We start from the raw sequence: 24,808 nt of genomic DNA on the forward strand, positions 1-24,808 counted from the left end.
TCAGGCAGCGGGTTGCGGGCACCGCGCTCAGGTGCCGGTGGCCGGCTGCCGTGAACGCTTCGCAGATCGTGCGGAACCACGCGCGATCGACGACGGCCAGCACGCGGCGCCCATCGGGCAGCGCGTCCGGATCGAGCGCGATATGGCAGCCGAGCGGATCCTGGATCAGCTGATCCTCGACGATGTTGGGCAACGCCTGGCGCAGCTTCGGCCCCTTCAGCGGCGGCACGGTCGCGGCCAGCAGCAGCACGTCGCGCGCGGCGACGATCAGCACCGTCGCATTCGCGCGCGGCAGCAGCGCGAGCGCGGCACGGCCGGCGCGCTGCACATGGCCGGCCTTGTCGACGAGCGTGAACGGCAGCTCGGGCCACTGCCATTCCTGCAACGGCACGGCAGGCTCGCGCGGCGGCAAAGAAACAATCAACGTGCTCACAAGAGCTCCTCTCCCGATTGGCGTCGTTATAGCTGGTCGCGGATGCGCACGACCCGTGTCGAGTGCGTGGTCGGATCACGATACACGAGCGAGGTGCGATCGACCTCCGCGCGTTCGTGCTGGATCCGGCCATGCACGATGAAATAGCTCGAATTGACGTCGACGAGGCTCGAATCGATCGTCACGTTCGGCGGCGCACCGGCGCCGCGCAGCGCGAGCTGCACGTCGCCGACGTTGCGGAAAAACACGGTCTCGCGGCGCGACACGAGCGCCTGCGCGGACGACACGCTCATCCCCGGTATCAGCGCCGCGATCACCTCGGCCGGCGCGGTGTTCATGTTCACGGGCGTCGTGGTCGGCAGCACGGTGACGAACGGGCGCAGCCGCGCGACCATCTCGGGCGTCACGCCGTCGACGTCGAGCAGGCTGTCGACGCCCGTCATCATCAGCGGCGCGGGCCCGCGGTCGCCGCCCGTCATGCCGGGATCGTCGGTGAAGCCGCCGCCGCCCTGCTGATCGGTCGTCACCGGCGCGGTGATCGGCGGCGCGGTGCCACCGCCCGGCAGCGTCGGCATCTGGAAACGCGTCGCCGAATTCAGCAGGCCCGCGCGCACCTGCAGCGCGATGCGCTTCGCGAGCGCGCCGTCGTAACCGAGCGTCGTCAGCAGGCGCTGGAACGCCTGGACCTGCGTGACGTTCAGCTGCAGCACGCCGGGCGCCGGCGACGCCACCAGGTTGCGCAGGTTGAACTTCGCCTGTGCGTCCTCGATCGAGCCGGAGATATAGGTGTCTTCGCTGCCGGTGTCGTTGGGCGCACCAATGCGGCCGAGGAAATCCGACAGCTTCGTCTTCGCGATCGGCACGCCCCAGATGCCGCCGAGATACGTGATGCCCGGCGCCGTGTCGCCCTCGGAGCGCAGGATCATCCGCGTCCAGTCGAGCGCGCCGCGCGCGACCCACTGCGCCTGCGCGATCACGCGCTGGTTCTCGATGCGGCGGATCTGCACCTGCTGGCGCCACAGCATCCCCGAGACCAGGATCGCCGACAGCGCGACGACGAGCAGCGCGGTGATGATCGCCGCGCCGCGCTGGCGGCCGCGTACCCGTGCGCGACCGGCGGCACGGGCGGCAAGCCATGAACGGTGAGGGTGCGCGCGCATCGTCATTCCCCGACGAGGAAGATGCGCGTGACCGGCACGCGCAGCGACGTCGCGCCGATGCTGACCTGCAGCCCCGTCACCGCGCGCGTCGGCGGCGCGTTGCCGATCTGCGGCACCTTGAGCGCATCGTTGTTCTGCGCGAGCGCTTCGTCGGCCGTCTGCAGGTTGGTGGTCCAGCCCACGCGCGGCACGTACAGCTTCGCGTCGATCGCGCCGACGCCGCCCATCAGCGCGACCCAGCTCCAGCCTTCGACGCTGCTGTCCTTCAGCATGCTGCGCAGCCGGTTCGCGTCATCGATCGGCGACGACGCATAGCGCACGACGCGCCCGCCGGCGATCCGGTAGCGGACCACCTGCAGCCGCGGCGCGGCGCCCGGCACCTCGAGTTCGCGGACGATCTGCAGCGTATTGCCGGCGACGCCGATCGCCGGCTGGCCGGCCTCGTCGTCGGTCGCGGCGAGCCGCGCGTCGATGCGCATCTGGTCGAACATCTGCGCGAACACGCGCTCGTCTTCCATCGCGGACGCGACCTTGTCGCGACCGCGCATGATCTGGTCGAGCCCGCGCCACGCGAGGATCGCGACCACCGCGAGGATCGCGATCGCGATCATCAGCTCGATCAGCGTGAAGCCGCGGGCGGGGCGGGCGAGCGGGCGTCGCATCGGCGCGTCAGAGCGGACGGCTGGTTTCATTCGCGACCACCGTCACCATCTGCGCGAGCACGCCGGACCGCCCGGGCATGCTCACCGAAATCCGGACGCGCCGGAACACCGGGTTGGGCGTGGTGCTCACGCGCTGCGTGCAGACGAGCTGCACGTTGCCTTGCGAGCAGTCGAAACTCTGTTCGCCGATCTCCGGCCACGCATGCGTGAGCCGCATCTGCGCGAGCGCGTTGTCGGCGCTCCAGCCGGCGAGCAGCCGGCGATGCAGATCGGAGGCGTTGGTCGCCATCGTGCCGACCGCACGGATCGACGCAGCGAGCGCGACCGCGATGATCGCGAGCGCGACCAGCACCTCGATCATCGTGAAACCGCGCCCCGAAGGAAGTCCCCTTGGGGGGCGCGCCCCGACGAGGCCGGCCGCAGGCCGGGCTCCGGAGGAAGTACTCCTGGGGTGCCCCGAAGGAAGTCCCCTTGGGGGGCGCGATGAAGAAACGGAAGAGGGCGCGCGACGACGCATCGTCATTGCACCTCGTAGCGGCCGTTGCCGGTGCTGACGATCGTCGCGCTGCCGGCGGCCGAATGCAGCGTCACGCGCACCGGCGTGTCGATGCTCTCGGTGCCGAACACCACGCGATTCGCATGCGTGTCGGACCCCGGTTGGCCGGCCCCCGGATAGTCGATGTCGGCGCCGGTGACGCCACCGTCCCAGTCGCGCGGGCGCAGCAGGTCGTCGCGCAGCGTGCGCCAGCCGTCGGGCGAGCTCACGTCGAAACGGAAGCCGTGCTCGGTCGGCTGCCACGCGATCGGCCGCGCACGCACCTGCGCTTCGTCGCCGGCGGTCTCGAACAGCAGCGCGATGCGCTGCGCTTCCTCGCGCAGGTCGGTGCGCGGATTGCGCGTGAGCGACAGCGACGCGAGCGACACGAGCAGCCCCGCGATCACGAGCACGACCAGCATTTCGAGCAGCGTGAAGCCGCGCGCACGATGACGCCGCGCGCCGTGCAACGCCTGCCCGCCGTCGGCCCGCGCCGGCACGGCCGAAGCCGCACCGCGACGCACACGGCAATCGCGGCCGCAGCGGGAGGTCGTGCGAATGGCGTGCATGAAGAACGGGAACGGAGTGTCGGGCCGGTCAGTGAGCGGTTACTGCCACGAACCGATGTCGGTGTCGTTGCCTTCGCCGCCTTCCTTGCCGTCGGCGCCGTAGCTGAACACGTCGATCTCGCCGTGCACGCCCGGGTTCAGGTACTTGTACCCGTTGCCCCACGGATCGTTCGGCAGGCGCTCGAGATAGCCGCCGTCCTTCCAGTTGTTCGGGATCGGATCGGTGGACGGCTTCTGGATCAGCGCGTTCAGGCCCTGCTCCTGGGTCGGGTAGCGGCCGTTGTCGAGGCGGTACAGCTTGAGCGCCTGCATGACCGTGCCGATGTCCTGCTTCGCGGCGATACGGCGCGCCTCGTCGGGGCGGCTCATGATCTTCGGCACGATCAGTGCCGCCAGGATCCCGAGGATCGCGACCACCACCATGATCTCGATCAGCGTGAAACCGCGCTGACGACGCACGGCCGCGTTGCGGCGAGTGATCCACGTTTGCATGACTGACTACCTCTTTCCAAAAAATGTCGTTGGTTGAGTGACGCGCCCGGCGCACCGGACGATTGCCTGGCGGCAACCTTCCGAACCCGCCGGCGCGGAGCACGCATTGTAAGGCGCTCGTTGCCGAGGGCTTTCACCCAACGCAAATTTCACATACATCCGTACAATAGCGCGCATGAACGCGCTCTCGATCCGGATCCTCTCCCTAGCCCTCTTCGCGGGTTTGTGCGCGACGGCCACCTACTGGGTCGTCACGCTGTCCGCCCGCGAAGCGCCGCTGCCCGCCGCCGCCGCGCGGCTGCCGATCCGTACCGAGGACGCCGCGGCGCTCTTCGGCGGCCAGCTCGACAAGAATGCCGTGCAGGACATCCACCTGTTCGGCATCCTCGCGCTCGACCACGGCGGTGCCGCGATCGTCGGCGTCGGCGGCGAACCGCCGCGCGCCGTGTCGCTCGGCGCGGACGTCACGTCCGGCGCGAAGCTCGCCGAAGTCCGTCCCCGCTCGATCATCGTCGAGCGCAACGGCGCCCGCACCGAAGTCCAGCTGCCCGCCAACACGCCGTCCCCGGCAATCTACGTGCGCTGAAGCCGACGGCGACGGCCTGACCAACGGTCAGGCCGTCACTGCACCATGTTGTTCAGCTCGATGATCGGCAGCATCACGGCCAGCACGATCACGAGCACGATGCCGCCCATCGCCAGGATCAGCAGCGGTTCGAGCAGGCTCGTCAGGAACATCGTGCGACGCTCGAGCTCGCGCGCTTCGCCTTCGGCCGCGCGATCCAGCATCGTCGTCACGTCACCCGTCGCTTCGCCGGAACGGATCAGGTGCACGAGCACCGGCGGAAACGTCTTCACGTTGTTCAGCGCGCGCGACAGCGCGGAGCCTTCGCGCACGCGCACGATCGCATCGTCAATGTTCGCGCGCATCGCGCGGTTCGACAGCGTCTCGCCGGCCGCCTGCAACGCGCGCAGGATCGGCACGCCCGCCGCGGTGAGGATGCCCAGCGTGCTCGCGAAGCGCACCGTGTTGTAGCCGCGCACGAGCTTGCCCGCGAGCGGCGCGGTCAGCACCCAGCGGTCGAAGCGGAGCCGGGGCCCGTCGCGCGACAGCGTCGCCTTCACGAGCCACACGACGAGCGCGACCGCGATCAGGATCGCCCACCACCAGTGCCGCACGAAATCCGACAGCGCCATCATCACGATCGTCAGCACGGGCAGCTGCTGCTTCGTGCTCGCGAACACGTTGACGACCTGCGGCACGACATAGCTCAGCAGGAACGTGACGATGCCGAATGCGATCAGCGTGACGATCCCCGGATACGTGAACGCCAGCAGGATCTTCTGCTTCAGCGCGTTGCTCTGCTCGATGTAGTCGGCGAGCCGCGACAGCACGATGCCGAGCTTGCCGGTGTGCTCGCCCGCCGCGACGAGCGCGCGGTAGATTTCCGGGAAGTCGCGCGGATGCTGGCCCAGCGCATTCGCGAGCGAATGGCCGCCGAGCACCTCGGCGCGGATCGCGGCCATCAGTTCGCGGATGTAGTCGCGCTCGGCCTGCTCGGTCAGTACGCCGAGCGCCTCGTCGAGCGGTAGCCCCGCGATCAGGAGGCTCGCGAGCTGGCGCGTGAGGATCGCCTGTTCGCGCTGCGACAGCTTGCGGCCGAACGCGAGCCGCTGCGACCGCGCCCCGCGCGTCGCGCTGGCGGCCGGCTCGACGACGAGCGGCGTAAGCCCCTGCGTGCGCAGCTGGCCGCGCGCGGCACGCGCGCTGTCGGCATCGACGACGCCCTTCTGCGCACGTCCCGCCGCATCGATTGCTTCGAAACGGAATGCCGGCATCGCGCTATGCGCCTCCCGTCACGCGCAGCACTTCCTCGAGCGACGTCGCACCCGACGCGAGCCAGCGCTCGGCGTCGTCGCGCAGCGTGCGCATCCCTTCCGCGCGGCCCGCGGCGAGAATCTCCGCATCGGCCGCATTGCGGTGGATCAGCGAGCGGATCGACTCGTCGACCAGCAGCAGTTCGTATACACCGCGCCGGCCCGAATAACCCGAATGCCCGCACTTGTCGCAACCGACCGGATGCCACACGGTGCGGCCTTCTTCCCGGCGTTCTTCCTTGCAGACCGGGCAGAGCTGCCGCACGAGCCGCTGCGCGAGCACGCCGAGCAGCGACGACGCGAGCAGATAGGGCTCGACGCCCATGTCGGTCAGACGCGTGACGGCCGATGCCGCATCGTTCGTGTGCAGCGTCGCGAGCACGAGGTGGCCCGTCAGCGATGCCTGCACCGCGATCTGCGCGGTTTCGAGGTCGCGGATTTCGCCGATCATGATCACGTCCGGATCCTGGCGCAGGATCGAGCGCAGCGCCCGGGCAAAGGTCATCCCGATCCGCTCGTTCACCTGCGTCTGGCCGATGCCGCCGAGGTCGTATTCGATCGGGTCCTCGACGGTCATGATGTTGGTCGTCGCGGTTTCGAGCCGCGACATCGACGCATACAGCGTGGTCGTCTTGCCCGAACCCGTCGGGCCCGTGACGAGCACGATGCCGTGCGGGCGCGCGATCAGCTTGTCGAATTGCACGAGCGTGTCGCGGCCCATCCCGAGCGCTTCGAGGTTCAGGCGCTGCGCATCCTTTTCCAGCAGACGCAGCACCGCTCGCTCGCCGTGCCCGGTCGGCAGCGTCGACACGCGCACGTCGACCGGCCGGCCGCCGACGCGCAGCGTGATGCGGCCGTCCTGCGGCAGACGTTTCTCCGCGATGTCGAGCTGCGCCATGATCTTGATCCGCGAGATCAGCGCACCGTGCAGCGCCTTCTTCGGCCGCACGACGTCGCGCAGCGTGCCGTCGACGCGAAAGCGCACGACCGAGGCGTTCTCGAACGGCTCGATGTGGATGTCCGATGCCTGTTCGCGCGCCGCTTGCGTGAGCAGCGCGTTGATCATCCGGATGATCGGCGCATCGTCTTCCGATTCGAGCAGATCCTCGACTTCGGGGATGTCCTGCATCAGCCGCGACAGGTCGACTTCGCCTTCGACCTCGCCGACCACCTGCGCGGCGCTGCCGTCCTGGCGTGCGTACGCATGGTTGATCGCCTGCGCGAGCTCGTCGGCCGGCACGCGATGCACGGAGATCGAGCCGAAGTTGCGCGCGATTTCCGCGAGCGCGGCGTCGCTCGTGCGTTCGCTGATCCACACCTCGAGCGTGTCGTCGAGCTGGTGTGCGATCAGCACCTGGCCGCTCTTCGCGAAGCCGTACGGCAACAGGCGCGCGGCGAGCGGCGACGGCGGCTGCCGTTCGCCCGGCGCGCCGTCGTGGGTGGAAGAGGCGTGCACGTCGCTCACTGCGACGCTCCCGGCGTGGCCGTCAGCGGTTGTTGCGGCACGGCTTGCTGCGGCACGCTCTGCGGCTGCGCAGGCGTCGCCTCCGGCAACGGCTGGGCCGGGACCGGGGCCACCTGGCGCTGCAACTGCTGGCGACGCATCTTGTCAAGATCGAACAGGTTGCCGGCCGGCGTGCCACCCTGGCTCGGCCCCAGCGGCATCGGCGGGACGACCGGATCGTCCTTGTCGCGGATCACGTTGTTGTCCGACTTGTACGCGCCCGTCACGCCCTGGATGTAGTCGTAGCGGTTGGCCGTGACTTCCTGCGCGGTACTGCGATCGGAGATGATCACCGGGCGCAGGAATACCATCAGGTTGGTTTTCGCACGCACCTTCGATTCGGAACGGAATAGCTGGCCGATCCACGGGATGTCGCCGAGCAGCGGCACCTTGCTGTTCGATACCTGGTAGTTGTCCTGCATCAGGCCACCGAGCACGATGATCTCGCCGTTGTCGGCCAGGATCGTCGACTGGATCGAACGCTTCGTGAAGGTCGGCCCGGTCTGCGCGTTCGTGGTGCCGCTGACCACCGCCGAATCCTCCGTGTAGAGCTGCAGCTTCAGGATCCCGCCGTCGGTGATCTGCGGCTTCACGTGCAGCGTCAGGCCGACGTCACGGCGATCGTACGTATTGAACGCATTGCTCGTCGTGCCGCTCGTCAGGTTCGAATACGAGCCGGTCGCGATCGGCACGTTCTGGCCGACGACGATCTTCGCTTCCTCGTTGTCGAGCGTGATCAGGTTCGGCGTCGACAGCACGTTCGCGTCGCTCACGCCCGCGAAATACTGCAGCAGCGCGCCGAGCCCCTGCACACCGAACATGTTGTGCAGCCAGCCGATGTTGAGGCCCTGGCTCAGTGCCCCGAGATTGGAAGCCAGCCCGCCTCCGGTCACGCCACCTGCGGCGTTGGTCACGCCGCCTGCCGTCAGGTTGATGATGCTGTTGCCCAGGCCCAGCCCGGGGTTCAGGTTCGTGCCGCCGAGGAACTGGCCGCTCGCCACCTGCCACTGGATACCGAGGTTGCCCTGCGTCGTCGAGTTCAGCTCGACGATCAGCGCCTCGATATAGACCTGTGCACGCCGCGCATCGAGCTGGTCGATCACCGAGCGCAGGTTCCGGTAGACCGGATCCGACGCCGTGATGATCAGCGAGTTGGTCGCCGCATCGGCCTGGATCATCCCGCCCGGCTGGTTGTCGTCGCCCTTGTCCTTGTCGCCGCCGAGCAGGCCGCCCGTGCCGAGCCCGCCACCGCCGGACGAGCCGCCGTACGACGACGAAGACGACGACGAGCCGCCGAGGCCGCCCGACGGCAGCGGCGGGGTGCCGGACGTGCCGGTCGAGAAGTTGCCGCTCGACGACGAGCCGCCGCTCTGGTTGAAGCTGTTCGCATCGTTGGACGACGCCGACGAGCCGCTGTCGCTGCCACTGCCCTTGCCGAGCATCCCGCGCAGCGTCTTCGCGAGCTTCACCGCATCGGCGTTGCGCAGCGGCACGACGTGCATGTTGCCGGGCACCGCGCTCGGCGCGTCGAGCTGCTGCACGAGCCGCTTGGCGGCTGCGAGGCGCGACGCACTCGACGCGCGCAGCATCAGCGAGTTGGTGCGCGGGTCGGCCGTGACCGACACCTTCAGCGTTGCATCGCTGTTGCCGATCGCGCCCGGGTCGAGCATTTTCTGCAACTGCGCGGCGAGGTCGATCGCATTCGCGTTGCGCAGCGGAACGACCTGCACCTGTGCGCCCGCAGCGCTGTCCACGCCCGCGATGATCTGCGCGATACGCCGCACGTTGTCCGCGTAGTCGGTCACGACGATCGTGTTGTTCGCCGGGTAGGCCGTCACCGTGTTGTTCGGCGAGATAAGGGGCCGCAGCACGGGCAGCAGGTTGTTCGCCGATTCGTTGTGCAGTTCGAACACCTGCGTGATCACCTGGTCGCCGCGCGCCTGAGGCGCATTGCCGACGTAGGTCGGCACGCCCTGCAGCTTCGCGTCGGCCTCGGGCACGACCTTCAGCACGCCGTGATCCTGCACGAGCGCGAAGCCCTGCATGCGCAGCGCCGACTGCAGCGTCTTCAGTGCCTGGTCTTCGGGCACCGGACGTTCGGCCACGAGGTTGAGCTGCCCCTTCACGCGTGGGTCGACGATGATGGTCTTGCCGGTTGCGGCGCCGATCGCCTTGGCGACCTGGTCGATATCCGCATTCACGAAGTTGAGCGTGACCTGAGCGTAGGCGGCCTGCGAGACGATGATGCCAGCGACGATCAAGGTCGTGGCGACACGCCGCATAACGAAGCGATTTCTTGTCATGGATGAATGGGTCGATGCCGGCTCAGGCCACTTCCGGCGGTAGTGCTGGGATCCAAGTCCTAAAGAGGCGACATTAGCAGTTTTTCATGTCCGAAATATCACATTGATCCGAAGACTGTCTCACATACGACATGGTTTCGGCGAGCCGTATGCAATATGTAAGATTCGACGCTGTGCTCGGCATGCCGGCCATCGTCCCCATTTCACGATGAACCGACACGGAAATGCGGTATAACCGGGCTGCCGCATTCCTTCCTGCATGTCGCAAGCTGACGGACTGTCGGTATGATACGGGCGGCGCGTTTCCAGTCGCACGAATAACAGGCACGGGTTTTCCCGACCTCCATGCATTTTCTTGTCGATTTCGCACCATGAACAGACGGTTCGTTTCGATCGCGTTGATCGCCGCCGGCGTGTATTTCGCCAGCGCGAACGCTCGCGCGGACTGTTTCGACGAGGCAGCCAAATATCAGCAGGTCAATCCGCTGATCCTGCGCGCGATCGCGTGGCAGGAGTCGCGCAACCGGCCCGGCGCGCTGAACAAGAACACGAACGGCTCGGTCGACTACGGCCTGATGCAGATCAACTCGATCCACCTGCCGACGCTGTCGCGCTACGGCATCGGCCGCGACACGCTGATGGAGCCGTGCAAGAACGTGTACATTGCCGCGTGGCATCTCAAGCAGAAGATGAACCGCTACGGCAACACGTGGCAGGCCGTCGGCGCCTATCATTCGGAAACCCCGTCGCTGCGCGACAAGTACGCGCGGCAGATCGCCGGCATCCTGTCGCAGTGGAAGCTGCTGCCGCCCGCACAATGACGGGGTGCCGCAGCGCGGCCTGACGCGGTACCGGCCGGCCGGCGCGCGTTTGATGCACAATGCGGGCTCGCGCCGCAATTTCGCCCGTCCGCGGGCCGATCGCGCCCCGGAAGGGTGCCGCGGCCGCTTTTTCAATTTTTCCGTTGGTGCATATCGCTATGAATCCGGCAATGAACCAGCCGTTGCCCGTCACCGTGCTGTCCGGCTTCCTCGGCGCCGGCAAGACCACGCTGCTCAACCACATCCTCGCGAACCGCGCGGGCCTGAAAGTTGCCGTGATCGTCAACGATCTCGCGGCGGTCAACATCGACGCATCGCTCGTGCGCGACGCGCAGGCACTGTCGCACATCGAGGAACGCCTCGTCGAGATGTCGAACGGCTGCATCTGCTGCACGCTGCGCGACGACCTGCTCGTCGAGATCCGCACGCTCGCGGCCGAAGGCCGCTTCGACGCGATCATGATCGAATCGACCGGGATCGCGGAGCCGATGCCGATCGCCGAAACCTTCACGTTCGTCGACGACGACGGCGCGTCGCTGTCGACCGTCGCGCGGCTCGACACGCTCGTCACCGTGGTCGACGCGTACAACTTCCTGCGCGACTACGGCTCGGACGACGCGCTCGCGACGCGCGGCATCGCCGCATCGGAAGAGGACGACCGCACGCTCGTCGAGCTGCTGATCGAGCAGATCGAGTTCTGCGACGTGCTGGTGATCAACAAGGCCGACCTCGTCGGCGCCGACGAACTCGCACGCCTGCAGCACATCCTCGCGCGACTCAATCCGCGCGCGCACCAGGTCGTGTCGACGTTCGGCAACGTGCCGCTCGACGAAGTGCTGAACACGGGCCGCTTCGATTTCGACGAGGCCGCGAATGCGCCGGGCTGGCTTGCGTCGCTCGATCACGGTCACACGCATTGCGACGACCCCGACTGCCATGACGAACATCATGCGCACGTGCACGGCGAAGCCGACGAATTCGGAATCGGCAATTTTGTTTACCGCGCGCGCCGGCCGTTTCATCCGGCACGACTCTGGGCGCTACTGCACCAGGAGTGGCCGGGCGTGCTGCGCAGCAAGGGTTTCTTCTGGCTCGCGACGCGCAACGACATCGCGGGCTCGCTGTCGCAGGCGGGCGGCGTATGCCGGCATGGCCCGGCGGGTCTCTGGTGGGCTGCGCAGGATCGTGCGGAATGGCCGGACGACGACGAGCTGCTCGCTGAAATCCGCGCCGAATGGCATGGCGATCTCGACGATCGTGCCGTGGGCGATCGGCGGCAGGAACTCGTGCTGATCGGCATCGCGCTCGACGCGGATGCATGGCGCGCGAAACTCGACGCGTGCCTGCTGACCGATGCGGAATTCGCACTCGGCGCGGCAGGATGGCACGCGTTCGACGATCCGTTCCCGGCGTGGGATATCGATTCGCACGACGACGACGAGCACGGCGACACGCAGATCGTGCACGCGTAACGCGTTGTAAAAACAACCGTTAAATCTTGCAAGAGGGGCGCGGACTGTGGCGAAAATGCTGCGCGCGCCCAACAAAAAACCCGCCGAAAGGCGGGTTTTTCTTGGAACAGGCGCTGGTTTAACGCTTGTTGACGGCGTCCTTGAACGCCTTGCCAGCCGTGAACTTGACCGTCTTGGCTGCCGGGATCTTGATGGTTTCGCCGGTCTTCGGGTTGCGGCCCGTACGTGCTGCGCGCTTGCCCGAACCGAAGCTGCCGAAGCCGATCAGCTGAACCGCATCACCCTTCGACACGGCCTTCTTGATGACTTCGAGCAGCGTGTCCAGCGTTTCGCCGGTTTGAGCCTTGCTGGCGCCCGTTTGGGCGGCGACGGCGTCGATCAGTTCCTGTTTGTTCATTAAGGTTCCTTTATCAGGTTAGGTTGACACGAACAGCGCGAACGCGCCGATTATACGTGCGCGAACCGTGCCGTCGAGAGTCAGACTCCGACGACACAGCGCCGAATCCTGGCCCGCGCGACGCGCCCTCCGGTTAGCCGGCGGCCACCCCGCGGTACGGCGTTGCTATGATAGCGCAGCGCAAACCCAATAACGACAAGGGTTTCAAAGATTTTCATCGGTATTTCGCCGAATGAATCATCGACTGCCCGTTTTTTGACCAGCACCAACCGGACAGGATACGCAGCGCGGTCCGCCCGAGCGCCGCCCCGTTGGCTTTTTCCAACGACCGGTCGGACGGCCCCGCGCAATCCCTTGCCAGGCTTGGCTGCCACGTTTTTTGTTTCGCATGACCGACCGACTTGTTCCCGCCACGCTCGCGCTTCGCGACGACGGCACGCTCGTCTCGCCCGAGTTCGGCGATCTCCATCGCGGCGCGTCAGGCGCGCTTGCGCATCGCGTGTTCGTCGCGGGCAACGGGCTGCCGGCGCGCTGGCAGGGCCGCCGTACGTTCACGATCGTCGCGACCGGATTCGGCGCGGGCGGCAGCTTCCTCGCGGCCTGGGCCGCGTGGCGCGCCGATCCCGCGCGCTGCGAGCGGCTGCATTTTGTCGCAGTCGAACCGCATCCGTTCTCGCGCGACGACCTGCGCCGCGCAGCTTCGCATATCGTTGCGAACACAACCATCTCGACGGATGTCGATGCGCTTGCCGACGCGTGGCCGATACTCGTACCGGGCGTGCATCGGCTCGAATTCGACGAAGGGCGCGTGGTGCTCACGCTCGCATTTGGCGATGCGATCGACATGCTGGGGAAGATCGTCGCGCGCGCCGACGCGTTCTGTATTGACGGCGTCACATCATCGGACGATGCCGATCTCCGCGCGGCCGACATCGTTCGCACGCTCTCCAAAATCGCCGGCGAATGCGCAACGTTTGCGACGCCTGCGCATTCCGACGTGTTGAAACACGCACTCGGCAAAGCAGGTTTCACGTATCGCGAGGCCGACGATCTGCTCGTCGGCGAATATGCGCCGCGCTGGCGTGCACGCCGGCACGAGCCGCCGCTCGCACTGCCCGTTGCGACGCGCCGCGCGATCGTGATCGGTGCGGGCCTGGCGGGCTGCGCAGTCGTCGAACGCCTAGCCGCGCGCGGCTGGGACGTCACGCTGATCGAGCGGCACGACCGGATCGCGAGCGAAGCGTCGGGCAATCCGGCCGGCGTATTCCATCCACTGATGACACGCGACGACAACGTCGCGAGCCGGCTCACGCGCGGCGGCTTCCTGCACGCGATCGCACGCTGGCGCGCACTCGAACGCGCGGGCCACGCATTTGCGCGCAGCACGCACGGGATGATCCATCTCGCCGAATCGGCCGACGACTTCGCGCGGATGCGCGATGCATTCGATGCGTTCGGCGCACCGTCCGACTATGTGTCGCTGCTCGACGCCGATGCCGCGCGCACTCATCTGAACCTGCCGGTCGCGCAGGGCGGCCTGCTGTTTCCGCACGGCGGCGCCGTCTGGCCGGCCGGCCTTTGCGCGGCCCAATGCGCGGCAGCCGGCGAGCGCGTGCACTTGCTCGCGTCCACCGGCGTTGCACGGCTCGAGCGGCGGGGCGACGCATGGCATGCCCTCGACGATGCGGGCGGCACGCTGGCCGAAGCGCCCGTCGTCGTGCTCGCGAATGCCGGCGACGCCGCGCGTCTTGCCGGGCTGCGGCATGTCGCGCTGCAACCGGTGCGTGGCCAGCTCACGTTGCTGCCCCCCGGCACCACGGCACCGCTGCCGTGCCCGGCGATCGGCGACGGTTACGCGGTGCCGCTCGACGACGGCACGCTGCTGATCGGCGCAACGTTCGAACCCGACGACGTCGATCCCGCGATGCGCGCGGCCGGCCACCTCGAAAACCTCGAGCGCGTGCGGCATCTGCTGCCGGGCCTGATCGGCGACTTGCCGGATCCCGACACCTTGCGCGGCCGCGTCGCGTTCCGCTGGGTCGTCGGCGACCGCCTGCCGCTGCTCGGCCCGCTCGCGGACGAAGCAGGCGCCATCGCCAATGCACGTGCGCTGAGCGGTGCCCAGGCACGGGACCTGCCGCGCATGCCCGGACTCTACGGCGCATTCGGCTTCGGCTCGCGCGGCCTCGTGTGGGCCGCACTCGGCGCCGAACTGATCGCCTCGCAACTCGAAGGCGAGCCGTGGCCGCTCGAGCGCGAACTTGCCGATGCCGTCGACCCCGCACGCTTCCTGATCCGCGCCTTGCGCGCGCGCCGTGTCGGCCAGGCCGGCTGACTGCTCACCCGGGCCGCTCACAGTTTCCCGACTTTTTCACGCAAGGTTATCCACCCGATGCTGTGGATAACCGCGCGGAATCCGCTCGCACTTCGTGTGCAATCACAGTGGACGTAAACTGGGCAACTCGGCACAGCTGTGAGGCGGCCCCAAAGTTACCCAACTCAAACGTCTGTGCACGAACAGCCTGTGCAACCGGTTATGGTTTCGCCAACCCATTGATCCGTCAGCGTAAACCAAAGTTATCCACAGAAATGCGCGTCCTTTGTTAACTTCTACTACGTATATATACAAGTAAACCTTTGAAACCAAAGACCTGTGGTGCCGCACAGCGCCGCGAGTCGATTCAATCGGTTCCAGAGCGAAAAACCTGTGGCACAATCGGTTTCCTTCACGTTCGTTCGGCCAGGCGCCGGACGTGCTTCAATGGAACGGTCGGCACGATTTCGAATCTGAATCTTCGAGGCTGCGCAGTCCGTTCACACACCAGGCCGACAATCCAGATCGGCAACCTGAACGACTTTCCGCCGTGTGGCGGAAAAGGCGGATCCCATGTCCCGCCGTCGTCGACCACAACAATCACATTCGGGGCGATACCCAGCCGGCGCGCATCCATTTCTGACGCTTGACCCCGTGTCGCTGGCGGTCGCTTCCAAAGGAGAAGTCACCACGATGAAGTCGGCGTTCTCATTCCTGCCCAACTGGCCGCTTACGCCGGATGCCGTGTTCTGGGCCGGGCTCGCGCTGTTCGCGGCCGGCCTGTGTGGCGAGCTGTGCTATCGCGCATGGCGCCTGCCGCGCATCACCGGTTATGCGGTGATCGGTCTGATCGCCGGATCGTTCGGATTCGGCGTGATCGATGCAAGCACCGACGAAACCTCGCGGCTGCTGATCGACGTCGCGCTCGGCCTGCTGCTGTTCGAGCTCGGCAGCCGTCTCGACCTGCGCTGGATCCGGCGCAATCCGTGGCTCGTCGCGTCGAGCCTCACCGAAGCCACGCTGACGTTCGTGCTGGTGCTGTTCGTGATGCTCGCGCTCGGCGTATCGGGGATGGTCGCGCTCGTGCTGTCGGCGATTGCGATCGCGACGTCGCCATCGATGGTGATCCAGCTGAAGACCGAGCTGCGCGCGGAAGGGCAGGTGTCGCAACGCCTCATCACGCTCACCGCGCTCAACAGCGTGTATGCGATCGTGCTGACCAAGCTCGTGACGAGCTGGCTCCACCAGGAAGCGTACGGCAACGTTTTCGCGACGATCCTGCAGCCGGTCTACCTGCTCGCGGGATCGTTCATCGTCGCGTATGTCGTCGCGCGTTCGTGCAACTACCTGTTCCGCCACATGACCGCGACGATGCGCGACGAGCATTCGTTCGTCGCGCTGTTCGGGCTCGTGATGCTCGCGATCGCCGTGGCCCAGGCACTGAAGCTGTCGACGCTGCTCACGCTGCTGCTCGCGGGCATCATCGTGAAGAATCTCGAAGCGCGCCCGCAACTGTGGCCCGAGCATTTCGGCACGGCCGGCTGGCTGCTGACGGTGGTCCTGTTCGTGCTCACGCTCACGTCGTTCACGTGGGGCGACATCGCGCTCGGCGGTCTGCTTGCAATCGTGCTGATCGTCACGCGGCTCGTCGCGAAGCTGGCCGGCGTCGTCGCGTTCGCGAAGCCGAGCGGCATCGGGATGAAGCAGGGCATTGCGCTCGGCATCGCGCTTACGCCGATGTCCGCGCTGTCGTACCTGCTCGTCGACGACACCTACCAGCTCTATCCGAATTTCGACCCGCACCTGCGCGCGATCGTGATGTGCACGATCGTGATCCTGCAGCTCGTCAGCCCGTTCATCGTCTACCGCTGCCTGTCGGCGGTCGGTGAACGCAGCGACAGCAACTGATTCCGGAACCTGCCATGGCACTCGAAACCTTCGTCAATTCCGAGCCGTTTACGTTCGGCGTCGAACTGGAGATCCAGGTCGTCAACACACACAACTACGACCTGACCAAAGCGGCCTCCGACCTGATGCGCCTGATCCAGGGCGAGACCTTTCCGGGCAACATCACGCCGGAAATCACCGAGAGCATGATCGAGCTGTCGACCGGCATCTGCCATTCGCACGAGCAGGCGGTGAGCGAGCTGCACGCGATCCGCGACGTGCTCGTGAAGGCGGCCGACCAGCTCAACGTCGGGCTGGCCGGCGGCGGCACGCACGCGTTCCAGCAATGGAGCGACCGGCAGATCTACGATGCGCCGCGCTTCCAGTACATCTCCGAGCTGTACGGCTATCTCGCCAAGCAGTTCACCGTGTTCGGCCAGCACGTGCACATCGGCTGCCCCGATCCCGACAGCGCGCTGTTCCTGCTGCACTCGATGTCGCGCTTCATTCCGCACTTCATCGCGCTGTCGGCGTCGTCGCCGTTCGTGCAGAACGTCGACACCGGCTTCCATTCGGCACGCCTGAATTCGGTGTTCGCGTTCCCGCTGTCGGGCCGCGCGCCGTTCGTGCTGACCTGGGACAGCTTCGAGGAGTACTTCACGAAGATGGTGAACACCGGTGTCGTCAACTCGATGAAGGACTTCTACTGGGATATCCGCCCGAAGCCCGGCTACGGGACGATCGAGGTGCGCGTGATGGACACGCCGCTGTCGGTCGACCGGGCGGCGGCGATCGCCTGCTACATCCAGACGCTCGCGCGCTACCTGCTGACCGACCGGCCGCTGAAGCTGTCCGAGGACGACTACCTCGTCTACACGTTCAACCGTTTCGAGGCGTGCCGCTTCGGGCTCGAGGGCACCTGCGTGAATCCTCAGACGGGTGAGCGCCGCACGATCGCCGAAGACATCCTCGATACGCTCGACCGGATCGCGCCGCATGCGGCCGCGCTCGGTTCGCGCGCGGCACTCGACGAGATCGGCGCGCTGGCCCAGGCGCGCGTCAACGACGCATCGTGGTTGAGAACCGTTTTCAAACAGGAAAAATCGCTCAACGAGACGGTCCGCCAGCAGTGCTTACGTTGGCGCGAGTGAAAAAATGTTTTGCAGATTACGGGCTCGACCGAGTCGCGATTCACTGAACGGCGGGTAGCCCCGATTGAGGCCGAAATCGTTGCCGGTTGTCTTGAAAATCTGTGGATAACCGGATATTCCGCTGCAAAGTCAACGATCTGTGCGCGGGATAACCCGGTGGATCATTGCGGTCGGCCCGATGGCCGATCCGAACAGGAAAATGTCCATACGCACCGTTCGGCGGGCGGCCGGCATTGCAGGCACAACGAAAAATTTTGGTTATCCAGCGATTTTCCACAGAATGAAGGGGATAACTTAGCTGTGCGATTTTCCGCTCTCGCTTAGAATGTCGGCTTTGCGGACACCGGAACGATGCGTGTCTTACCGGTCGCCGCGAACGCGACCGCCGCGTGTGCCCTCGCGACGGCCGTGCTGATGCACTCGCAAGAGCGTGTCTGTTTTGAGATGGACATTCGATCTCCACACTACGGCCGCTCGGCAAACCGGGCGGCGGCAAAGCGAAAAGACTATGAGCGAAGGCGTTTACGGGAATCAGGCTTCGGGACGTGTGACCCACAGCCTGCTGCGGTTGAGTACGGCCATGCGAAGCCAGGCATGGGATTGGGCGGAAGGCGCGGGTCTCACGCCGACACAGGGCGAGATTCTCGTGCTGCTGCTGCAGCGCAAGGGCCCGATGCGGCTCGGCGAGATCGCGCGCGAGACGCAGCTGACCGCGGCGACCACGAGCGATGCGGTGAGCACGCTCGAGACCAAGGGTCTCGTCGAGAAGCGCCGTGCGCTGGACGACGGCCGCGCACTCGCCGTGCGCCTGTCGGCCCGTGGCCGGACGGCTGCGAAGAAGGCGCTGCAATGGCCTGAATTCCTGACGAAAGCCGTCGGCAAGCTCGGCGCGGACGAGCAGGGCGCACTGTATCGCGCGCTGCTGAAGACGCTGCGCGAACTGCAGGTGGCCGGTGCGACGCCGCCGCAGCGCATGTGCTTGACGTGCGCTCACTTCCAGCCGGGCAAGCTGTCGAAGAAGACCGTGCATCACTGCGCGGCGCTCGACATCTCGATGTCCGACAGCGATCTGCGTCTCGACTGCTCGGTGCAGGAAGAGGCCGACGCGGCGACTCAGAAGAAGACCTGGAAGATTTTCGCCGGCTGACGTCCGTCGATCGACCGGGAGGCCGATGATGAACGCTGAAGTCGTGGCGATCCGCCACGTGCATTTCGAGGATCTCGGGAGCTTCGAGCAGGTGCTCGGCGAACGGGGCCGGCGGGTGCGCTACGTTGACGTCGGGTCGTCGCGGGTCGAGGTGCTCGACGTGCTCGAGCCGTCGCTGCTCGTCGTGCTCGGCGGGCCGCTCAGCGTGTACGACGATGCGCAGTATCCGACGATCGCACCGCTCGCGGCGCTCGTGCGCAAGCGCATCGACGCAGGGCTGCCGATCCTCGGCATCTGCCTCGGTGCGCAGTTCATCGCCCGGGCGCTCGGTGCACGCGTCTATCCGGCCGCGCAGCACGAACTCGGCTGGGCGCCGCTGACGCTCACCGATGCCGGCCGCGCCTCGCCGCTGCGCCATCTCGATGGTGCGGCGACGTCGATGCTGCACTGGCATGGCGACACGTTCGACCTGCCGGGCGGTGCGATTCATCTCGCATCGACACCGGCTTGCCGCCACCAGGCATTCGCATGGGGCCAGCACGTGCTGGCGCTGCAATGCCATCCGGAAATCCGCACCGACCGCTTCGAACCGTGGCTGATCGCGAACGCCGGCGAAATCGCGGCGACGCCCGGCATCGACGCGCGCCAGTTGCGTACCGATACCGCGCAGCACGGCCCCGCGCTCGAGGCGGCCGCGCGACGCATGTTCGCGGAGTGGCTCGACAGCGTCGGACTCTGACGCCGCAAGCGGCGCTGCCGTTCGCCGCGAAGGTATTGCCCGGCCCGCATCCGTTGCAGGCCGGCGCATCGCCGTATGCGCGGCGTTTGCCACCTTTCCCGCCGTGCCGGCAACCCACCGCGGGCCGTGCCTGACCATCCGCTTACTGCCGGGAGCACCGCCAGCACGCTTCCGGCCTGCGTGCTACGCTCGTCCGCTCTTTCCTTTCCTGGCGAGCGGCTTCCATGACTGCGCTGTTTTCCCCGTTCACGCTGCGCGGCGTGACCCTTCCGAACCGGATCGTGATTTCCCCGATGTGCCAGTATTCGGCCGAACGCGGTGAAGCGACCGACTGGCACATGATTCACCTCGGCCATCTCGCGCTGTCGGGCGCGGGGCTGCTCTGCATCGAGGCGACCGCGGTGGAACCCGACGGGCGCATCACGCATGGCGATCTCGGCCTCTGGGACGACGCGACCGAAGCCGCGCTGAAACCCGTGCTGGCCGCGATCCGCAAGCATTCGCCGGTCCGCGTCGCGATGCAGTTGTCGCATGCGGGGCGCAAGGCGTCGAGCAACGTGCCGTGGCAGGGTGGCCAGCTCGTGTCCGTCGCCGACGGCGGCTGGTTGCCGCATGCGCCGTCGGCCGTGCCGCACAAGGACGGCGAGACGCCGCCGCTCGCACTCGACGCCGCGGGCCTGAACCGGATCCGCGAAGCGTTCGCGGCCTCGGCGAAGCGGGCCGCGCGGCTCGGCATCGACGCGATCGAGGTGCACGCGGCACACGGTTACCTGCTGCACCAGTTCCTGTCGCCACTTGCGAACCAGCGCACCGACGAATACGGCGGCTCGCGCGAAAACCGCATGCGCTTTCCGCTCGAGATCTTCGAGATCGTGCGTGCGGCGTTTCCGGAGGACCGGCCGGTCGGCGTGCGCGTGTCCGCGACCGACTGGGTCGAAGGCGGCTGGGAGCTCGACGATACGATCGCATTCGCGCACGAACTGAAGCGCCGCGGCTGCGACTGGATCGACGTGTCGTCCGGCGGCGTGTCGCCGCTGCAGAAGATTCCGTTGTCGCCTGGCTACCAGGTGCCGTTCGCGCAGGCCGTGAAGCGCGCGGTCGGCATGCCGACGGTTGCCGTTGGCCTGATCAACGAGCCCGCGCATGCGAACCGGCTCATCGAGGCCGGCGATGCCGATTTCGTCGCGATGGCGCGCGCGATGCTGTACGACCCGCGCTGGCCGTGGCACGCGGCGGCCGAGCTCGGCGCGCAGGTGACGGCGCCGCCGCAATACTGGCGCTCGCAGCCGCGCGAGCACAAGGCGTTGTTCGGCGACATCGCATTCGGCCAGCGTTGAGCGCCGCGCGCGCAATATTGCGCGTGATGTTGAACGAAGCAATCGTGAACGTGTAGGATGCGGGTGATTCGCCGCATGCCCCGACGCGGCACCGACCGGTGCCGCGTTTTCGTTTGGCGCGACGCCAGGCCGTGATCGCGGCCGCCTTCCATTCAAGTCGTCTTCACAAGGATTCGTTCGATGAGTTCACGCAGGATCGCGGTGCGCCGCTCGGGAGTACACGGCAAGGGCGTGTTCGCCGTGGCGCCGATCAAGGCCGGTGAGCGCGTAGTGGAATACAAGGGCGAACGAATTTCGTGGAAGGAAGCGCTGCGCCGCCACCCGCACGACCCGAGCGAACCGAACCATACGTTCTACTTCGCACTGGACGAGGGCGGGGTGATCGACGGCAAGATCGACGGCAACAGCGCGCGCTGGATCAACCACTCGTGCGCGCCGAACTGCGAAGCCGAGGAAGTCAAAGGCCGCGTGTTCATCCACGCGCTGCGCGACATCGGGCCGGAAGAGGAGCTGTTCTACGACTACGGCCTCGTGATCGATGCGAAGCTGACGAAGTCGCTCAAGCGCGAATACGCGTGCCATTGTGGTGCGGCGTCTTGCCGCGGCACGCTGCTCGCGACGTCCGACGACGGCGGGAAGAAGAAAAAGAAGAAGGACAAGAAGGACGGCAAGTCCGAGTCCCGATCGAAGGACAAGAAAAGCAGGAAGTGACACAGGCGGCGGCGCATCGTGTGCTGCCGCTGCCGTTTCAGCGGATGGCTGCCGCGTCGTGCAGCCGTGCTTTCCGCCTTCCTCATCCGGCGCGCGGCCCGACCGGCGGCCGCCCGCCGCGAATCGTTCAGTGCGTCGACGCGGCGGCCGGCGTCTCGCTGGCCGGCTTCTCGGTGCGCGCGGCCAGCGGCACCCTCACCACGAAGCGCGAGCCGCCTTCCGATGCATCCTCGTACGATACGGTGCCGCCGTGCATCGCGATGATGTCGTGCACGATCGCGAGGCCGAGCCCGGCGCCCGTTTCGACACCGTTGCCGCTTTGCGCGTCGCCGCGGAAGAAGCGCTTGAACAGGTCGGCCTGCTGGTTGGCGGGCACGCCGGGGCCGTTGTCCTCGACGACGATCTCGGCGGCCGGCTGGCCGTCCTCGAGCGCGCCGCGCGCGACGTTCACCGTGATCCGCGCACCGTCCGGCCGCGCGAGCGGCACGTACTTCAGCGCATTGTCGAGCAGGTTCGCGATCACCTCGCGCAACAGCACGGGATTGCCGCGCACGACCAGCTTCTCGTCGTCACCCGGATCGTCGGTGCGCTGGAATCCGAGGTCGACGTGCGACGCGAGTGCGCGCGGCACCCATTCAGCACCCGTCTCGAACGCCATCGCGGCGAGGTCGACGTCGACGAACCGCGCGGCCTGTTCGCCCGGTTCCGCACGGGCGAGCGACAGCAGCTGGTTGGATAGCCGCACCGCGCGGTCGGCGGCCGCGCGCAGTTCGCGCACCGCGGCGAAGGTCTGGTGCGGGTCGCGTGCAACGGCCGCCTGCTCGGCGTGCAGCTTCACGGCGGTTAGCGGCGTGCGCAGCTGGTGCGCAGCATCGGCGATGAACTTGCGCTGCGCGTCGAGCGCGGTCTTCAGGCGCCCGAGCAGTGCGTTCATCGCACTCGTCAGCGGCCGGATTTCCAGCGGCACCTCGGTTTCGTCGACCGGTTCCAGCGACGTGTGGGTTTGCCGGTTCAGCGAATCGGCCAGGTGCGTGAGCGGGCCGAGCTGCTGGTTCACGACGCGCCAGACGATGCCCCAGCCCGCGAGCAGCAGCAGCAGCAGCGGCATCATGATCGCGACGAGGAATTCGGCCGCGATCCGGTAGCGGTGCCGCACCGGCTGCGCGACTTCGACGACCATCGGCCTGCCACCCTCGACATTGTCGACGCGCACCTGCGCAACCCGTACCGCGCGGTTGTCGTATTCGGCTTCGAATACGTACGCGTGATGCATGCGGCGCACGTTGATGCCTTGCAGCGGCAGCTTCGGATCGCCGGCGAGCTCCTGTTCGCCGTCGCTGATCCGGTAGATCAGCGCTTCGGCGGGATCGGAGAACATCGCCTGCGCGAGCGGCGGCACCGTGAACGGCGCGTCGGGGCCGGCGATCTGGATCTGTTTGGAGATGGCGGTCGCGAGATCCGCGAGCGAGCGGTCGATCACGTGCTGCGTGTATTGCCACGCGAGCCAGTAGGCGATCAGGCCGCTCATCAGCGCGAGCATCGACAGCGGGGCGGCGAGGCGCCGAAGCAGCGAGCGGCGCAGGCTGGTGGTCACAGCCGGATCAGGAGACATTTCGACGGGCAAATGGATAAGCGCCGCTCACGGGGAGCGGCGCGGTCGTGCGCCGGGCGGCGACGCGGAGCTGCGCGCACACGCGGGCGGCACGTGGCCGCCCGGCGCGCGGCGCCGCTCAGACGCTCGCCGTCTGGCGGATTTCCTGCAGCAGGTAGCCGAAGCCGCGCACCGTGACGATCTCGACACGGCACTGCTCGAGTTTCTTGCGCACGCGGTGCACGTAGACTTCGATCGCGGTGTCGCCGAGATCGCCGCCGAAGTGCGTGAGGTGATCCTGCAACTGGGCCTTGCTGACGACGCGGCCGTGGCGCAGCAGCAGCATTTCGAGCACCGCGAATTCGCGCGGCGACAGTTCGAGCGGCTTGTCGTCGTTGAAGATGCGGCGGTCGACGCCCGACAGGCGGACGCCGCCGAGCGACACTTCCGGACGCGGCATGTCGCTGTGCGGGCCGCTGCGGCGCATCACCGCGCGGATGCGCGCTTCGAGCTCGGCCGGCTCGAACGGCTTGAGCATGTAGTCGTCGGCGCCGGAGTTCAGGCCCTGGATCCGGTCGTTCAGCTCGTCGCGAGCGGTCAGCACGATGACGGGCGTGTGGCGGTTGGTCTGGCGGAAGCGCGTGAGCAGCGTCATCCCGTCGATGCCCGGCAGGCCGAGGTCGAGGATCACGAGTTCGTGGCGGTTCTGTGCCAGCGCCTGTTCGGCAAAGATGCCGTCATGCACCATGTCGACGGTGAAGCCAGCCTGCTCGAGGCTGCTCTGGATACCGCGTGCGATGGGGCGGTCGTCTTCGATCAGAAGGAGTCGCATGAAGTTCGCTCAAGTACAATGGGTTGGCGGTTCAGGCACGCGGATAGCACGACGCCGTTTCCACAGGGGCGCCGCAACACCTGACATCAAGCATGGCGGCCAGCGAACGATTAAATCCAATCATGTCCGATATTTCGATCAACGACCTAGAAGCCGCGATCAATTTCTGGCGCGCCCGCTCGCCGTCGAGCGGCGACGAACTCAAACTCTGCGAAGAGGCCAGCGCGCTCTCCAAGCCGTATGCGCTGCTGATTGTACAGCGCGAAAGCGCGCTACAACTGGAAGGTTTGGACCCCAAGGCACGGAATGCGTACGAGACTTACGTGCGCCTTAAGGATGGCTTGGAAAGCTGAAGGCTTTCGCTGACTACATCCTAGAAAACGTTCATCGAAATGAAAAGTTGACGCGCCGCGCATCGCAAGACGCGCGGCGGTAGTGGAAGGCGTCAGGCGGCCGGGCGCGCGTGCGCGCCGGCACGGTCGATGAACAGCGCCAGTTCGATGTCGCGTTCGGTCAGGCCGTCGGCATCGTGGGTCGACAGCGTGACGTCGACGCGGTTGTACACGTTGAACCATTCCGGATGGTGGTTCATTTCCTGCGCCTTGATCGCGACGCGCGTCATGAAGCCGAACGCTTCATTGAAATCGGCGAAGCGCAGGCTGCGCTGGATCGCGTCGCGGCCCGGTACGGCCGTCCAGAGCGGCAGGCCTTCGAGCCGGGTCTTGCGTTCTTCTGATGTGAGCTTGTGGATCATCTTGCACCTCTCGGTCGGTAACGGCGCCCGCGCGCGGCTGCGCCGCGCGGCGAAGCCGGCACCGGTCATTGTTTCATAGTTGTGCGACGGGCACCCGGGGACGGCGATCGGGAGACCGG

The 24,808-nt window shown here is 66.8% G+C and carries 23 protein-coding genes and 1 pseudogene; 11 read left to right on the forward strand and 13 right to left on the reverse strand.

Annotation, left to right across the window (positions count from 1 at the left end; all coding sequences use genetic code 11):
- From gspL to gspG, 6 genes and pseudogenes are all read right to left on the reverse strand, one after another.
- Positions 1-433: type II secretion system protein GspL (gspL, locus tag G3N64_RS13200; protein ID WP_346778813.1), on the reverse strand; the 433-nt coding region annotated here is incomplete at its 3' end.
- A 26-nt stretch (positions 434-459) separates the two neighbouring features.
- On the reverse strand, positions 460-1,593 hold the full coding sequence (gene gspK, locus G3N64_RS13205) for a type II secretion system minor pseudopilin GspK (RefSeq protein WP_205784357.1): 1,134 nt from the start codon (positions 1,591-1,593) through the stop codon (positions 460-462).
- A 2-nt stretch (positions 1,594-1,595) separates the two neighbouring features.
- On the reverse strand, positions 1,596-2,285 hold the full coding sequence (locus tag G3N64_RS13210; protein WP_205784358.1) for a prepilin-type N-terminal cleavage/methylation domain-containing protein: 690 nt from the start codon (positions 2,283-2,285) through the stop codon (positions 1,596-1,598).
- Positions 2,263-2,628 (reverse strand): annotated as a pseudogene (gene gspI, locus G3N64_RS13215) (type II secretion system minor pseudopilin GspI); the annotation flags it as partial. The pseudogene gspI and the gene G3N64_RS13210, both read right to left, overlap by 23 nt.
- 146 nt (positions 2,629-2,774) lie before the next feature.
- Positions 2,775-3,359, reverse strand: a complete 585-nt coding sequence (locus tag G3N64_RS13220) for a GspH/FimT family pseudopilin (RefSeq protein WP_205784360.1) — start codon at positions 3,357-3,359, stop codon at positions 2,775-2,777.
- 39 nt (positions 3,360-3,398) lie between these two features.
- Positions 3,399-3,851, reverse strand: a complete 453-nt coding sequence (gspG, locus tag G3N64_RS13225) for a type II secretion system major pseudopilin GspG (RefSeq protein WP_048247969.1) — start codon at positions 3,849-3,851, stop codon at positions 3,399-3,401.
- A 175-nt stretch (positions 3,852-4,026) separates the two neighbouring features.
- Here gspG and G3N64_RS13230 point away from each other — a divergent pair, with 175 nt between their 5' ends.
- Positions 4,027-4,437: a general secretion pathway protein GspC gene (locus tag G3N64_RS13230; RefSeq protein ID WP_205784361.1), complete on the forward strand. Its 411-nt coding sequence runs from the start codon at positions 4,027-4,029 to the stop codon at positions 4,435-4,437.
- A 35-nt stretch (positions 4,438-4,472) separates the two neighbouring features.
- Here the strand turns inward: G3N64_RS13230 and gspF are convergent, their stop codons facing one another.
- From gspF to gspD, 3 genes are read right to left on the reverse strand one after another with little or no spacing between them, the layout of a single operon-like run.
- Positions 4,473-5,690, reverse strand: a complete 1,218-nt coding sequence (gene gspF / locus G3N64_RS13235; RefSeq protein ID WP_205784362.1) for a type II secretion system inner membrane protein GspF — start codon at positions 5,688-5,690, stop codon at positions 4,473-4,475.
- 4 nt (positions 5,691-5,694) lie between these two features.
- Positions 5,695-7,194 (reverse strand): type II secretion system ATPase GspE, encoded by a 1,500-nt coding sequence (gene gspE / locus G3N64_RS13240; protein WP_205784363.1) that lies wholly within the window; start codon positions 7,192-7,194, stop codon positions 5,695-5,697.
- Positions 7,191-9,536: a type II secretion system secretin GspD gene (gspD, locus tag G3N64_RS13245; RefSeq protein ID WP_205784364.1), complete on the reverse strand. Its 2,346-nt coding sequence runs from the start codon at positions 9,534-9,536 to the stop codon at positions 7,191-7,193. The genes gspE and gspD overlap by 4 nt, the downstream gene beginning before the upstream one ends.
- 371 nt (positions 9,537-9,907) lie before the next feature.
- On the opposite strand from gspD, the gene G3N64_RS13250 reads away from it, so the two are divergent.
- The gene (locus tag G3N64_RS13250; protein WP_205784365.1) at positions 9,908-10,357 is read left to right on the forward strand and encodes a lytic transglycosylase domain-containing protein; all 450 of its coding nucleotides are present in this window, start codon (positions 9,908-9,910) and stop codon (positions 10,355-10,357) included.
- Between the two features lie 158 nt (positions 10,358-10,515).
- The gene (locus G3N64_RS13255; protein WP_205784366.1) at positions 10,516-11,829 is read left to right on the forward strand and encodes a GTP-binding protein; all 1,314 of its coding nucleotides are present in this window, start codon (positions 10,516-10,518) and stop codon (positions 11,827-11,829) included.
- 118 nt (positions 11,830-11,947) lie between these two features.
- On the opposite strand, the gene G3N64_RS13260 is transcribed toward G3N64_RS13255, so the two are convergent.
- Positions 11,948-12,226 (reverse strand): HU family DNA-binding protein, encoded by a 279-nt coding sequence (locus G3N64_RS13260; protein ID WP_006401505.1) that lies wholly within the window; start codon positions 12,224-12,226, stop codon positions 11,948-11,950.
- Between the two features lie 388 nt (positions 12,227-12,614).
- Between G3N64_RS13260 and mnmC the strand changes: the two genes are divergently transcribed.
- The 7 genes from mnmC (at position 12,615) to G3N64_RS13295 (ending at position 21,512) form a co-directional block, all read left to right on the forward strand.
- The gene (gene mnmC, locus G3N64_RS13265; RefSeq protein WP_205784367.1) at positions 12,615-14,561 is read left to right on the forward strand and encodes a bifunctional tRNA (5-methylaminomethyl-2-thiouridine)(34)-methyltransferase MnmD/FAD-dependent 5-carboxymethylaminomethyl-2-thiouridine(34) oxidoreductase MnmC; all 1,947 of its coding nucleotides are present in this window, start codon (positions 12,615-12,617) and stop codon (positions 14,559-14,561) included.
- Between the two features lie 672 nt (positions 14,562-15,233).
- Positions 15,234-16,448, forward strand: coding sequence for a cation:proton antiporter (locus tag G3N64_RS13270; protein WP_205784368.1), 1,215 nt, complete (start codon positions 15,234-15,236; stop codon positions 16,446-16,448).
- A gap of 14 nt (positions 16,449-16,462) precedes the next feature.
- Complete coding sequence (locus G3N64_RS13275) at positions 16,463-17,578, forward strand: YbdK family carboxylate-amine ligase (RefSeq protein ID WP_021160413.1); 1,116 nt, start codon at positions 16,463-16,465, stop codon at positions 17,576-17,578.
- A gap of 508 nt (positions 17,579-18,086) precedes the next feature.
- The gene (locus tag G3N64_RS13280; protein ID WP_027788730.1) at positions 18,087-18,725 is read left to right on the forward strand and encodes a MarR family winged helix-turn-helix transcriptional regulator; all 639 of its coding nucleotides are present in this window, start codon (positions 18,087-18,089) and stop codon (positions 18,723-18,725) included.
- A 28-nt stretch (positions 18,726-18,753) separates the two neighbouring features.
- Positions 18,754-19,464 (forward strand): glutamine amidotransferase, encoded by a 711-nt coding sequence (locus tag G3N64_RS13285; RefSeq protein ID WP_205784369.1) that lies wholly within the window; start codon positions 18,754-18,756, stop codon positions 19,462-19,464.
- Positions 19,465-19,688: 224 nt separating this feature from the next.
- Positions 19,689-20,801, forward strand: coding sequence for an NADH:flavin oxidoreductase/NADH oxidase (locus tag G3N64_RS13290; protein WP_205784370.1), 1,113 nt, complete (start codon positions 19,689-19,691; stop codon positions 20,799-20,801).
- 180 nt (positions 20,802-20,981) lie between these two features.
- Positions 20,982-21,512, forward strand: coding sequence for an SET domain-containing protein-lysine N-methyltransferase (locus G3N64_RS13295; protein ID WP_205784371.1), 531 nt, complete (start codon positions 20,982-20,984; stop codon positions 21,510-21,512).
- Positions 21,513-21,639: 127 nt separating this feature from the next.
- Here G3N64_RS13295 and G3N64_RS13300 read toward each other — a convergent pair whose 3' ends face one another.
- Positions 21,640-23,124 carry a sensor histidine kinase gene (locus tag G3N64_RS13300; protein WP_205784372.1) on the reverse strand — a complete coding sequence of 495 codons (1,485 nt, stop codon included), beginning with the start codon at positions 23,122-23,124 and terminating at the stop codon, positions 21,640-21,642.
- Positions 23,125-23,242: 118 nt separating this feature from the next.
- A complete protein-coding gene (locus G3N64_RS13305; protein WP_006401494.1) occupies positions 23,243-23,935 on the reverse strand; it encodes a response regulator transcription factor in 693 nt (230 codons plus the stop codon).
- Positions 23,936-24,057: 122 nt separating this feature from the next.
- On the opposite strand from G3N64_RS13305, the gene G3N64_RS13310 reads away from it, so the two are divergent.
- Positions 24,058-24,288 carry a DUF3717 domain-containing protein gene (locus G3N64_RS13310; RefSeq protein WP_039351485.1) on the forward strand — a complete coding sequence of 77 codons (231 nt, stop codon included), beginning with the start codon at positions 24,058-24,060 and terminating at the stop codon, positions 24,286-24,288.
- 92 nt (positions 24,289-24,380) lie between these two features.
- Here G3N64_RS13310 and G3N64_RS13315 read toward each other — a convergent pair whose 3' ends face one another.
- Positions 24,381-24,689, reverse strand: coding sequence for a 4a-hydroxytetrahydrobiopterin dehydratase (locus tag G3N64_RS13315; protein WP_205784373.1), 309 nt, complete (start codon positions 24,687-24,689; stop codon positions 24,381-24,383).
- Positions 24,690-24,808: the final 119 nt, after the last annotated feature.

The sequence above is a fragment of the Burkholderia sp. Ac-20344 genome (genome assembly GCF_017104975.1).
Taxonomy (GTDB): domain Bacteria; phylum Pseudomonadota; class Gammaproteobacteria; order Burkholderiales; family Burkholderiaceae; genus Burkholderia.